Source organism: Prosthecobacter sp. Pr1, assembly GCF_057652315.1.
Window position 1 is genome coordinate 38,773 of sequence record NZ_JBYFBS010000024.1, and the last position, 12,769, is coordinate 51,541.

Annotated in this window: 12 protein-coding genes; 9 read left to right on the forward strand and 3 right to left on the reverse strand. The window is 60.6% G+C overall.

The genetic code is table 11. The features are described from left to right. The first annotated feature begins 93 nt into the window (after positions 1-93). Complete coding sequence (locus tag AC24GY_RS26250; RefSeq protein WP_487689105.1) at positions 94-630, forward strand: DUF1990 domain-containing protein; 537 nt, start codon at positions 94-96, stop codon at positions 628-630. Further along, positions 567-1,532, forward strand: coding sequence for a YndJ family transporter (locus AC24GY_RS26255; protein ID WP_487689107.1), 966 nt, complete (start codon positions 567-569; stop codon positions 1,530-1,532). Before AC24GY_RS26250 ends, AC24GY_RS26255 begins: the two co-directional genes overlap by 64 nt. Here the strand turns inward: AC24GY_RS26255 and AC24GY_RS26260 are convergent. After that, positions 1,510-3,537, reverse strand: coding sequence for an FAD-dependent oxidoreductase (locus tag AC24GY_RS26260; protein ID WP_487689109.1), 2,028 nt, complete (start codon positions 3,535-3,537; stop codon positions 1,510-1,512). The genes AC24GY_RS26255 and AC24GY_RS26260 overlap by 23 nt on opposite strands. 54 nt (positions 3,538-3,591) lie before the next feature. Next, complete coding sequence (locus AC24GY_RS26265) at positions 3,592-4,611, reverse strand: potassium channel family protein (RefSeq protein WP_422319550.1); 1,020 nt, start codon at positions 4,609-4,611, stop codon at positions 3,592-3,594. 131 nt (positions 4,612-4,742) lie between these two features. Here AC24GY_RS26265 and AC24GY_RS26270 point away from each other — a divergent pair, with 131 nt between their 5' ends. Together AC24GY_RS26270 and AC24GY_RS26275 are read left to right on the forward strand one after the other, a co-directional pair. After that, on the forward strand, positions 4,743-5,666 hold the full coding sequence (locus AC24GY_RS26270) for a ThuA domain-containing protein (protein WP_487689112.1): 924 nt from the start codon (positions 4,743-4,745) through the stop codon (positions 5,664-5,666). 19 nt (positions 5,667-5,685) lie between these two features. After that, positions 5,686-6,900 carry a sialidase family protein gene (locus tag AC24GY_RS26275; protein WP_487689114.1) on the forward strand — a complete coding sequence of 405 codons (1,215 nt, stop codon included), beginning with the start codon at positions 5,686-5,688 and terminating at the stop codon, positions 6,898-6,900. A gap of 5 nt (positions 6,901-6,905) precedes the next feature. Here the strand turns inward: AC24GY_RS26275 and AC24GY_RS26280 are convergent, their stop codons facing one another. Next, positions 6,906-7,355, reverse strand: coding sequence for a CBS domain-containing protein (locus AC24GY_RS26280; protein WP_487689116.1), 450 nt, complete (start codon positions 7,353-7,355; stop codon positions 6,906-6,908). 146 nt (positions 7,356-7,501) lie between these two features. Between AC24GY_RS26280 and AC24GY_RS26285 the strand changes: the two genes are divergently transcribed. The 5 genes from AC24GY_RS26285 (at position 7,502) to AC24GY_RS26305 (ending at position 12,769) form a co-directional block, all read left to right on the forward strand. Continuing rightward, positions 7,502-8,845, forward strand: coding sequence for a Gfo/Idh/MocA family protein (locus AC24GY_RS26285; RefSeq protein ID WP_487689118.1), 1,344 nt, complete (start codon positions 7,502-7,504; stop codon positions 8,843-8,845). A 115-nt stretch (positions 8,846-8,960) separates the two neighbouring features. Then, the gene (locus tag AC24GY_RS26290; protein WP_422319560.1) at positions 8,961-9,284 is read left to right on the forward strand and encodes a hypothetical protein; all 324 of its coding nucleotides are present in this window, start codon (positions 8,961-8,963) and stop codon (positions 9,282-9,284) included. After that, on the forward strand, positions 9,281-10,102 hold the full coding sequence (locus AC24GY_RS26295) for an NAD(P)-dependent oxidoreductase (RefSeq protein ID WP_487689120.1): 822 nt from the start codon (positions 9,281-9,283) through the stop codon (positions 10,100-10,102). Before AC24GY_RS26290 ends, AC24GY_RS26295 begins: the two co-directional genes overlap by 4 nt. Then, positions 10,099-11,331 carry an MFS transporter gene (locus AC24GY_RS26300; RefSeq protein WP_487689122.1) on the forward strand — a complete coding sequence of 411 codons (1,233 nt, stop codon included), beginning with the start codon at positions 10,099-10,101 and terminating at the stop codon, positions 11,329-11,331. The genes AC24GY_RS26295 and AC24GY_RS26300 overlap by 4 nt, the downstream gene beginning before the upstream one ends. Before the next feature lie 28 nt (positions 11,332-11,359). After that, positions 11,360-12,769, forward strand: a complete 1,410-nt coding sequence (locus tag AC24GY_RS26305; protein WP_487689124.1) for a hypothetical protein — start codon at positions 11,360-11,362, stop codon at positions 12,767-12,769.

A 12,769-nucleotide genomic window follows, 5' to 3' on the forward strand; every position in this document is an offset into this window, starting at 1 on the left:
TTCGAAAGCTGTGAAAACTGGCGGGCCACTTTTTATGCTTTTTCGTTTCTTTCGATCCCAAGGCCATGGCAGCGTGTTGCCACGATGCTCGGCTTGAAACCACCCGCCCCCGAACGATTGCGAGGACTGCTGGAGTCATGGAGGAATGAGCCTCTGAGCTACACGCCGCCACTGGCGGACGGATTCATCGCCGACGAGCATGCGGTGAGGCTGGGCAGTGGTGAGGAGGTGTATCGGAAGGCGTGCGAAGCTTTGGATGCTTGGGTCATGTTTCCAGCGTGGGCGGAGGTCAGCCGACTGGAAGTCAAAGGCCAGGAGGTCGGGCAGATCGTGGCGATGGTGACGCGCATCTGCGGCCTGTGGTGGGTGAACCCCTGCCGGATTTTGCGGCGCTGCGATTCAAAGCACACACACGGCTTTGTCTATGGCACCCTGCCGGAGCATGCGGAGTGTGGCGAGGAACAGTTCATCATTGAGCATCGGGCTGATGGCAGCGTGTGGTATGCGATTCGAGCGTTTTCGCATCCGCGGCATTGGATGGCGTGGCTTGGCTTTCCGCTGGCGCGGTGGTGGCAGTGCCGGTTTGTGCGGGATTCGCAAGCGAGGATGAAGGAGGCGGTGGCAGCATGAACAGGTATGCATACGCCTTCCAATCTTGGATCAAACCGCTTGTCTTATTCGTGGCGGTGGGCTTGCTACCGCTGGACAATGCTATTTTTGTGAAAGCATTGCTGCTCATTTCGCCGCTGATGCTGATGCCCTTGTGGTTTGGCTTGTCGAATTGGCAGCACAAACTTGAATATGCGGCGGCAATTGCGATGGCCGGATCATTCCAACTCGTGTCCGGCATTGAGGCGGCCCTGTTAGCCTTGCCCTGGCTTGTGGCACGGTTGTTTGTAGTGAAAGATGTGGCGATCGAGTGCCGCAGGATGGGGCAGCCTTCGGCTGCCACGGCTTGCGTGCATGCGGCGGCAGTCTTTCCTGCCATCGGCGCCGCATGGCTGGTTGCTCATCGCGCCAACTGGGCACCGTGGGGCTTTGATCCCTTGATCGTGCTCCTCACTGCGGCGCATTTCCACCACGCGGGATTTACGCTGCCGCTGATGGCAGGACTGAATGCCAAGGCGAATCCGAGCTGCTGGACGCGGTTTTCGTGTGTGGCGATTTTGCTCGGTGTGCCGCTGGTGGCCGTGGGCATTACCGGCACGCATTTTGGCGTGTTGAAGTTTGTGGAGCCGTTTGGCGTGGCGATTTTGGTGCTGGGCGCACTGGGTGTCGCTGTTTCACAAGTGTGGCGGGGACTGGAACGGCAGCGCTCGATTTTGACACGCCTTGGATTTATCATTTCAGGCGCATCGCTGTTCGCAGCGATGGTTCTGGCTCTCGGATTTGGCCTGCGCTATGTGATCCCGAACTTCGCTCTGACGATGCCGCAGATGTGGATGATCCACGGAACGCTGAATGCGTTTGGCTTCGGACTGTGTGGCATCCTGGCGTGGCGGGGTGTCGTCACACGTTCTGAGCACCCTTGAGCAGATCAAACAACGTGATCATCCCGAGGAGGTGTTTTTGCTCATCGACGACGACGGCCTTGCTGACGCCGCTGCGCATCAGGGTGCCGACGAGCACGGGCACGGGGGTGTCGGCGGTGATGCAGAAGGGTTTGGTGAGGGGCAGGGCCTGCAGCTTGTCCACGCAGGTGAGGCCGTGATTCTTGAGCCATTCATAGGCGACGGAGCGGCGCAGCAGGCCGATCACACAGCCGTCTGCGGTGACGGGATAGGTGCTGTGCGGATGGGCTTGAAACTCCGCCACGGCATCTTGCACGGTCACACTGGCATCGAGGAAGGCGATGTTGCGGGTCATGACATCTGCGGCGCAGGCTTTTCGGGTGGCTTCGGGAATCATGTCCACCGTGTTCTGGATTTCCTCCGGCAGATGGTACTGCTGTGCGGTGCCGCGGAAGAGGGCGTCCAGTGAGCCGATGCTTTGGGCGAGGGTCTTGAAGGTCTGCCCATCAATGGCGACGAGTTCACTGGATTCTGTGGCGGTGGCATCGAAACGCCAGATGCCATCACTCAACAAAGCGCGTTCGCCGAAGTGCTCGCCCGGGCCAGCAGCTTTGACAATCTGGCCCTGGGCATCGGTGATGTTGACGTTGCCTTTTTTGACAGCGTACAAGGACTGGGCAGGCTCGCCGGCATGGAAGAGGGAGTCGCCAGGTTCGAGGTGCATCTCACCGAGAGGTGAGGAGAAACTGGGAGTGAGCAGGTTGATGTCGCGCGGGAAGAACAGTTCAAAGGTCCACTCCGCCATGACACGCAGCTTGCGGTCAAAGCCGGGGAGCTTCATGAGGTAGATGCTGCGCCACATGAACCAGGCGATGATGCCGGAGAAGCGCATGCCAAAGACCTGCGCCACCGCCTTGCGATGGCCGATGGTGGCGAGTTCACCGAGGCCGGTGAAACGAAACGGTTTCAAGGGACGCCCTGCTAAACTGGCGGCGATGTTTTTGGCCACGAGCGCCCCCTGGCGCATGGCAAACTGCGCGGTCTCGGGGCAGTTGCCGCCATCGGCTTTGGGGAACACGGCGCAATCACCGGCCGACCACACATTGGTGAGTCCTTTGACCTGGCCGCTGGATTCGACGACGACCTTGCCGCGCTCCACGGGGAGCCCGCCATGGGCACCGAGGGCCGTGATTTGTGGATGCGGCGCATTGCCCACCGTGCAGACCACGAGCGTGGCAGAAAGTGAGACGCCATCGCCAAGCTGCACGGTGCGTGCCGTGACTGCACGCACGCGGCTTTTGAAGATGATCTTCACGCCCATCTCCGTGAGGCATTTGCCAGTGTAGGTGCCGAGGCTGTCGCTCAGCATTCCCAGAAGGCGGTCGCCGCTGTGGATCAGCGTGACGCTGGGTTCATCGGGCTCGATGTTTTCGTAGAAGCGGCGTGCGCCTTGGATCAAATCCTGGATCTGCCCGGCGGTTTCCACCCCGGAGTAACCGCCGCCGACGATGACGAAGGAGAGCAGTTCTTTGCGCAGCTTGGGGTTGGTGATGAGATTGGCCTCCTCCAGGCGACTGATGATGGCGGCGCGCAGCTTCATCGCATCGCCGACGGTACGCATGAGGTAGGCGTGCTCGCCCATGCCGGGAATGCGGCTGAGGTCCACTCCGGCGCCGGGTGCCAGCATGATGTGCTCAAACCCCACCGTGACCTGAGGGGTAAACATGCCACCGTTCAGGGTGATGATGCGGTTTTCCAGATCGATGTGCGTGACCTCTCCTTTCAGCACCTCCGCGCCACGGCAGATCATGCGGATGGGATTGACCACATGCTGAGGTGAGAGCGACCCGCCCGCGACTTCCGGCAGCATCGGCTGGAAGACCATGTGATTCTCGCTGGCAATGATGCCCACGGTCATGTTCGCCACATCTTCAGTGAGCCGCAGCAGTTCGCGTGCGCAATACACTCCTGCAAACCCTCCGCCGATGATGGCGACTTTGAAAATGCGGTCGGGTTGCTTGGGCATGGTCCGCAGTGCAGACGCAGGCAGCGAGCCAGCTTGACTGGAAAATGCAGTCTTCTAGCTCATCGACCGCCGCAGCACGCGTTTCATCACCACCAGTGCGTCTCCGGGCATGAGCATCGCGGAGGGGCTGGGGTTCAAATCCGTGGCGCCCTCTTTGCGCAGGATCGCCACCGGGAGCATGCGCCCGGCGGTGCCGGTTTCGACTTCCGAGATGCGCTTGTGAACCCATGGCGAGTCCGCACGGATCTCGATCTCCTCCATGTCGAGGCCGAGTTCCGTGAGGTGGTGGTCAAAGTCGATGCTGGCCTTTGTCTTGCCGCCGATCAGGTCGCGCGTGTTGGGGTGCAGGATCAGGTGGGCGATGCGGTCGGCACCGATGTGTGCGGGCAGCACGACGCGGTTGGCCCCGGCCTGCAGCAGCTTGCGCTCGGTGGAGGGGACTTCGCCGCGCGCGATGATTTGGATCGCGGGGTTCATGTTGCGCGCGCTGAGGGTGATGAAGACATTCGCGGCGTCATTGGGCAGCACGGTGGCCAGCACGCGGGCACGGCTGATGCCGGCGTGTTTTAGGACGGCTTCGTCGGTGGCCTCGCCTTGAAGCGTGAGGAAGCCCGCATCCCGCACTTCCGCCACGCGGTCAGTTGCCTGATCGACAATGACAAAGGGTATGCCGCCTGCCTGCAGCTGTGAGGCGATCATGCGGCCGATGCGGCCATAGCCACAGATGATGGCGTGGTTGCTCAGTTTTTCGATTTCATTTTCCATGCGTTTGCCTCCCAAAGCTCGTTGAATCTGCGCCTCCGTCAGCCACTGCACCAAGGTACCGGTGACAAAAATGATGCCGGTGCAGCCAAAGAGAATCAGGGTGACCGTCCACGCCCGCAGCCAGGGGTCGGTGATGGGCACCACTTCGCCGTAGCCGACGCTGAAGGCGGTGATGACGACCATATAGAACGCATCACTCCACGACCACCCCGCCACCCGGTAGCCCACGGTGAAGACCGCCATGACCACGCCGACGAAGGCAAAGGCATAGAAAACATTGGTCTGCGGGCGGCTCTTGGCGATGGGCATGCGGTTGGGCGGACGGGAAAGAGTAGCGGAAGGCGTGCCAGAACCCCGGGGTAGCCGTCAAAGTTCGTCGCTGCCGGTTGAAATGCCGCGTGCGCTCGGGCCGTTTGCATTCCACGTTCCAACCCCAATCTATGAAGCATCTGCTCACCGCCCTCCTGGCCTTTTCACTCCTCGGCTCCGCATTTTCAGCGGACAAAAAATCCATCGTCATGATCGCGGGCAAGCCCTCCCATGGTCCGGGGCAGCATGAGCACAATGCGGGCATCCAGCTGCTGAAAAAGTGCCTGGAGCAGGGCGCGGCGGATCAGGTGGACATCAAATTTCACCTGAATGGTGAGTGGCCCTCCCAGGAGGAGCTTTCCGTCGCGGACACGGTCGTCATTTACTCGGACGGCGGTGGCGGACATCCGGCCCTGCAGGGAGACCATTTGGCCCAGCTCGACAAAGAAATGAAGCGCGGCTGCGGCTTTCTGACGCTGCATTACGCGGTGGAGCCGACGATTGAAAAGGGCGGCAAAGAGTTCATCGACTGGATGGGCGGCTGCTTTGAGATCAACTGGAGCGTGAACCCCCACTGGGATGCCAATTTCAAGGAACTGCCGGCGCACCCGATCAGCTCCGGCGTGAAGCCTTTTGGCACTAATGACGAATGGTATTTCTTCATGCGCTTCCGCCCAAACATGCAAGGCGTGACTCCGATCCTGAGCGATGTGGCCCCTGAATCGACGATGAGCCGCCCGGATGGCGCGCACAGCGGCAACCCGGCCGTGCGTGAGTCGGTGAAGAACAAGGACAAGCAGCATGTCGCCTGGGCCTGCGAGCGCGCAGACGGTGGTCGTGGCTTTGGCTTCACCGGCGGTCATTACCACAAGGGCTGGGCGAACAATGACCAGCGCAAGCTGGTGCTGAACGCGATCCTGTGGACTGCGAAAGCGAAGATCCCTGCGGATGGCGTGGCCTCGACCGTGACGGAAGAGGACATGACGGCCAATCTCGACCTCAAGCCTGGTCAGGGCCTGCCCGAGAAGCCAAAGCCAGCGCCGAAGGCGAAGTAACCTCACCTCTCCGACTTTCATGAACCGCCGTCGATTCCTGCAACAGAGCGCGGCGGGCATGCTGGCCGTGAATCTGGCCTCCGGGCAGTCAGCGCCTCCGCTGATTGCCGCGATGGATAAAATCACGCTCAAACGTGGCCGCGATGGCAGCGGCCCATCGTGGTTTCATCCGCGGCCCTGCCTGGTGCCGTCGAAGGACGGGCCGGTCGTGTTTATGACGATGCAGGAGATTCGCGGCTCGGACTTCTTTCTGCCGGTGCACTGGATGGAATCGCGGGACCTCGGCCAGACGTGGTCGGAACCGCAGCCGGTGCCACCGCTGGGCCGTGTGCCGACGACGGATGGTCGCGGCGAGGAAGGCGTGTGCGATGTGGTGCCGCAGTATCATGCGAAAACCTGCAGCGTTTTGGCGGTCGGTCACAACGTCTTTTACAAAGGTCCGAAGTTTGACCGCAACCAGCCGGCACGCTGCCCGGTGTATGCGGTTTACAAGGACGACCGCTGGTCGGAGCGCAAGCGGCTGATCTGGGATGATCCACGCGGCACCAATATCTTCACGAACAACTGCGGCCAGCGTGAGGTGCTGGAAGACGGCAGCATTGCGTTCGTGATGTCTTTTGGCGCGCAGCAGACCGGCCGTTCCGCCGCCGGGGTGCGCTGCTCGTTTGATGGCGAGACCCTGGCCATTCAAAAGGTGGGCCGCGAGATCAAGCATGCGGCAGGTCGCGGGCTGCTGGAGCCATCGCTCGTGCGGTATCGCGGGAAGTTTTATGCGACTTTGCGGGCGGAGGACAATCGCGGGTATGTCGCCGCGAGTGATGACGGGCTCGACTTCGAAGAAAAACAGCCCTGGTGCTGGGACGACGGCACACCGCTGGAAATGAGCACAACGCAGCAGCACTGGCTGCCGCACAGCGAGGCGCTGCATCTGGTCTACACCCGCAAGGACGCCAGCAATGTGAAGGTGATGCGCTGGCGCGCGCCGCTCTTCATGGCGCAGGTGGACCTGAAAACGCTGCGTCTCATCCGCGACACAGAGCGCATCGTGCTGCCGCTGGAAGGCGATGGCGTGAATGCACCGGATGAAGTGCCGCTGATGGGCAATTTCCAGACCACCAACATCTCACAGAATGAATCGTGGGTGACTGACGGCGGCATGCTGCCAAAGCATGGATTCAAAGGCGATCTGCTGCTGGGCAAGATCCGCTGGAGCCAGCCGAACACCCTGGTGTGATGCTCTCAGGCGGAGTAGCCGCCGGAGATGTAGGCGTTCAGCTGTTCGATCGTCATGCGCTGGGTGGCGATGATCCACTTCACCAGATCGCCAATGGACACAATGCCGAGCAGTTCCTCGCCATCCAGCACGGGCAGGTGGCGGATGCGATGCTCCGTGATGATCTCCATGCAGGTGGAGACGGTTTGCTCAGGCCCCACGGTCACCGGTTCCCGCGTCATGATTTCGCTGACGGGCGTTTCCTTGGAGGATTTGCCGTGGAGCGCCACTTTGCTCATGTAGTCGCGTTCTGAAATGATGCCGACCAGCCGGGTGCCTTCCACCACTGGCAGCGCACCGATGTTTTTCTCAGACATCATCTGAATGGCCTGATAGACGGTGGCCGTTGGCGAGATGGTCCAGATGTCCCGGCCCTTGTGCTCCAACAGGGTTTTGGCTGCGGTAGGAATTTCCATGGCATTTAAATTTGTTAACTGATTTTCTGAAATGGGCGTCTGCTAAGCAAGCTTCGTTTTACCCGCCCTGTCTGGCCGGGGGAAAAGCGGGAATCAGCCAACCTTGGTGCTTGAGAACGACTCCGTGTGTCGTTTCATGCGGTGCCATGAGCACCCAACCCACGCCTCTCTCACGTCGCCGCTTTGTCGGTGCTGCCGGTCTTGTCGCCGGGAGCATGATCACCCGTCCGCTGTTTGGACAGAACGCCCCCAGCAACAAACTCAACGTCGCCCTCATCGGTGTCTGGGGTCGAGGTCTCGCGCATTACGACTCCATCGCGGAAGAAAATGTCGTCGCATTGTGTGACATCAACGAGGCGCGCTTTCCAGAGGCGCTGAAGCGTTTTCCCAATGCCACCACGTACATCGACTGGCGCAAATGCCTTGATCACAAGGGCCTCGATGCCGTCGTCGTCTGCACGCCGGACCACACGCATGCGTTCATCGCCAACTGGGCATTGAAGCGCAATTTGCACTGCTACTGCGAGAAGCCGCTGGCCATCACGGTGAATGAAGCGCGCACGGTGCGTGCGACATGGGAGACGAAGAAGGACAAGCTGGCCACGCAGGTGGGCATGCAGCGGCATGCGAACCCGAATTTCAACCGCGTGCGCGAACTCATCCGTGACGGTGCCATCGGTGAACTGAAAGCCGCTTACGCCTGGGGCAATCGCCAGATCCCCAAACCCGGCTACTTCCCTGAAGAAGGCGAGCCGCCAAAAGGATTTCACTATGACCTGTGGCTCGGCCCATCGCCGTTCCATCCTTACAATCCGGCCTACTTCTCCGGTGGAGCTGGTGCGAACTGCCTCTCCTGGAACATGTTCTGGGACTTCGGCGCCGGACAGATCGGCGACATGGGCAGCCATACGATGGACCTGCTCTGGAACGCCGTGGACGGTGGCCTGCCGACATCAGCTGAAGCCAAGGGCGACGCTTACAACTCCGACGTGACGCCGGTGAAATGTGAATCGCATTTTGAACTGCCCGCAAACGACTGGCGCGGCCCCATCACGGTCGCCTGGTATCAGGGTGGCGCGATGCCAAGCTCGCCGAAGAAGCACATCGATCTGACGCAGATCGGCCATGGTGCCATGTTCAAAGGCACGAAGGGTTTCCTCATCGCGGACTTCGACTCACGTCTCATCCTGCCCTACGGCAACGATGCCGACATGAGCTACTACAAGCCACGCAAGAAGGAGGACATGCTGCCTGATCTAGGCCACTTCCAGAAGCAGTGGTTTGATGCCTGCCGCGATCCGAGCAAGCCCACCGCCTGCAACTTTGGCTACAGCGCCAACATGATCGAGATGATGCTGCTCGGCCTCGTGGCCTACCGCACCGGCAAGAAAATCCAGTACGACGGTAAAACCGGCACCAGCCCGGACACACCCGAAGCGAACGCCTTCATGAAGAAGGAGTACCGCGACGGCTGGAACATCGACGGATAGTTCCACATAAATCAGTTCACGCCCATCAGCCTGGAGCTGATGGGCGGTGAACTGACATTGGTGAGGCAGATGATTTTGGTGAAACGATGCCTGCAACCATCTGAATGATGACCCCATGAAACGCCGTCACTTTCTCACCGCCACTGTGGCGAGCAGCGCCGTGGCTGCTGCTGCCGCGCCACCTGCGGGCATCATCGACTGCCAGAGCCACCTCTTCTTTCCCGAGGTGGTGGACATGATGCGGAAACGCAAAGTGGAGCCGCTGGTGTATGACGACAAAGGCATGGCCTTTCTCAAAATTGGCGACTGGCTGCGCAAGGTGCCAGCGCATTATCTCGATGTGAATGCCAAGCTGGCAAGCATGGAGGCCAGCGGCATCGAGATCACGATGCTTAGCGCCCTCTCGGGCAATGCACGTCAGCTCTTTGGCCTTTCATGAGCGAAGCGCATGACAGCACTCCTGGCATCATCGGCATGGGCCTGATGGGCAGTGCTGTGATGAAGATGACCGGGGCCAGTTGCGGCTGGGATGTGGATGTCACCCGCTGCATCAATGCACCGACCGCCAACGATGTGTTTGCTCACTGCGATGTTGTTTTCCTCTGCCTGCCTAATTCTGACATCGTTCGTGATGTGCTCCGTGCCGCCACCTTGAAGCCCGGCCAGATACTCATTGATACCACGACCGGAGATCCGGGTGAAATGGCCGCTCTAGGAGCTGAACTCAAAGCGCAGGGCGTGCGTTATCTGGATGCGACAGTTTCCGGCAGCAGCACGCAATTGCTGCAGCGCGACGTGCTGGTCATGGTCGGGGGTGATGTGGCTGTTTTCGAACAATGTCGTGAGTGGCTTGATCGCTTTGCCCGCGAGGTGGTGCATGTGGGTCCCTGTGGCAGCGGAGCCAAAATGAAGCTGGTGACGAACCTCGTGCTGGGCCTCAATCGCGCCGCGCTGGCAGAAGGCATTGCCTTTGCACAGCAGCTGGATCTCGACCTCACTCAAACGCTCGATGTGATGCGCCGGAGCATGGCCTACTCCCGCATCATGGACACGAAGGGAGAGAAGATGGTCACGCAGGATTTCACGCCGCAGGCCAAACTCTCGCAGCATCTGAAGGATGTGCGTCTCATGCTGGCTGCCAGCAAACTGCCGTTGCCGCTGAGCGAGACGCATCGGCAATTGCTCGAAAAGGCGGAGGCGCTTGGCTATGGCGAGGCGGACAACAGTGCAGTAATACAGGCCATTCTGAAGCCATGAATACTGCCCAACGCTATCTGGTGCTCGTCACTGTTTTTCTGGCTCTTGTCTTTGACGGAGTGGAACTCGGCCTGATGCCGGTGGCCTCGCTCTCGGTGTCGAAAAGCCTGCTTGGGGCTGGTTTTACGGCGGAGCTCGGGGGCGAATGGTTCGCACGCTTCACTGCGGCGCTGATGCTCGGCGCAGCCATCGGTGGCATCGCGCTGGGAAGCTTTGGCGATCGTGTGGGGCGCACACGGGCCATGGGGGTGTGCATCCTGTTCTATTCCCTCTTTGCCGCGATGGGTGCCTATGCGCAGACACAGGAGCAGATGCTCGTGCTGCGCTTTCTGGTGGGGCTGGGAGTCGGCGGCTTGTGGCCGAATGGCATCGCGCTCGTCTCGGAGTGCTGGTCCAGCGCTTCGCGTCCGCTGGTTTCTGGCGCGATGATGGCCGGATTGAACTTCGGCGTTCTGGCGCTCTCACAGGTGGCGCGGCAGTGGCACATCACGCCGGATTCCTGGCGCTGGGTGTTTCAGTTTGCCGGCCTGCCTGCGCTGCTGGGCTTGTTTGTGCTCGTGGCTTTACCGGAGTCGCCCAAATGGCTCGCATCGCGTGGCATGGCGAAGAGCCCCGTGACACCCTTGCGTGAATTGTTTCAGCCCGCGTTGATCCGCTTTACGCTGGTGGGCATTTTATTGAGCTCCATTCCCATGATCGGCGCGTGGTCCGCCAGCAAGTGGATGATTCCATGGTCTGACAAGATCGCCGGTGCTGCGCATGGGGACTACAAGGCGGCCACGCAGGGCTGGTGGGCGCTGGGGGCCACGCTTGGCAGCCTGTTGGGCGGGCAGTGCGCGATCTGGCTCGGCCGTCGCCTGAGCTACTGCCTGATCAGCCTGGCCACGGTGAGCATCACCTATGCGATGTTCCAGCTGACCGCGCCGCTGCAGGCTTCGTTTCATCCGATCGTCTGCGCCCAGGGTTTTGTCGCCACCTTGTTCTTTGGCTGGCTGGCCCTCTATCTGCCGGAGCTGTTTCCCACGCGTGTCCGTGCCACCGGCAGCGGTCTGGCGTACAATTCCGGCCGTTTTGGCACCGCGGTCGGGGTGCTGGCTGCGGGATACCTCTTCACCGCGCTCGGCGGCGACTACGCACGCGTCGGCGCCATCTGTGCGTCGATCTACGGACTGGGCATTTTTGTCATCTGGTGGGCACCGAATACGCAGACGCAAGAGTTGGCCGATTGAGTCCGCATTTGGCGACCGTATGGAGAGGATGCGACCGCTTCTCTTCGCCCTCTGCACTCTCATTTCGACCGCGTATGCGGCTGATCCCGCCCCTGTTTTCAAAGCCGGAGCCGCCACGAGCAACATCACGCCGGAGCTCGGCAGTTCGATCAACGGGGGCTTTCAGGACGGCAAGGCGGTGTACATCCACGATGAACTGAACGCGCGCTGCCTCGCGCTGGATGATGGAAAAACGAAGCTGGTGATGGTCGTGGCGGACAGTTGTGTGATTGGGCGCGGGATTTTCGATGAAGCGAAGAAGATGGTGCATGAGGCCACAGGCCTGCCGCTGGAGAACATGCTCATGTCCGCCACGCACTCGCACTCCTGTGGCACCGCGCAGGCGGTGGGCCAGAGCGAGCCGAGCCCGATGTATCAACGCTTCCTTGCCAGGCGCATCGCCGATGGCGTACAGCGTGCGCTGAACAATCTGGCACCTGCCAAAATCGCGTGGGGCAGTGTGGATGTGCCGCAGCATGTGTTCAACCGCCGCTGGAAGATGAAGCCCGGCGGCATTCCCCCCACGCCGCACGGGGTTACGACGGATCAGGTGAAGACGAACCCCGGTGTCAACAATCCCAACTTGCTTGAACCCGCAGGTCCCACGGATCCGCAGGTGTGTTTTATCAGCGTGCAGTCAGCAGAGGGAAACCCCATCGCACTCTATGCGAACTATTCGCTGCACTACGTGGGCGGCGTGGGCCCCGGCCATATCTCGGCTGACTACTATGGTGTGTTTGCCAACCGCGTTGGTGAGCTCCTTGATGCAGACCGGCAGGATCCGCCCTTCGTGGGCATCATGTCGAACGGTGCCAGCGGTGACATCAACAACATCGACTTCCGCGGGGGGCAGGCAAAAGAGGGGCCGTATGGTCGCATCAGGATCGTCGGAAATGATGTGGCTCAGGCAGTGGCTGGGGCCTGCAAAACGCTGAAGTATCATGACTGGGTGCCGCTGGGTGTGGCGCAGAAGGAAGTCACTCTGGGCCTGCGCATTCCCACCAAGGAGGAGGTGGAAAAAGCAAGCGCGCTGACGAAGCAGTCGAAGCTCTTCCCGCGCATGGAGACAATGGAGCAGGTGTATGCGCGTGAAACCGTCCTGCTGGCGGACTTCCCCAAGGAAGTCTCCGCGCCGTTGCAAGTCCTCAAGATCGGCGAACTGCGCGTCTCGGCCATTCCCGCTGAAGTCTTCGTGGAGATCGGTCTTGGAATGAAAAAGCGTCATCCCCAGACCTTCACAGTGTCGCTGGCCAATGCCTACCACGGCTACCTGCCCACGCCTGAGCAGCACAAGCTCGGCGGCTATGAAACCTGGCGTGCGAGGTCAGCCTGCCTCGAATTCGATGCCTCGACGAAGATCGTCGCCGGGCTTGAAGAGCTGTTTTCGTCACTTCAATGA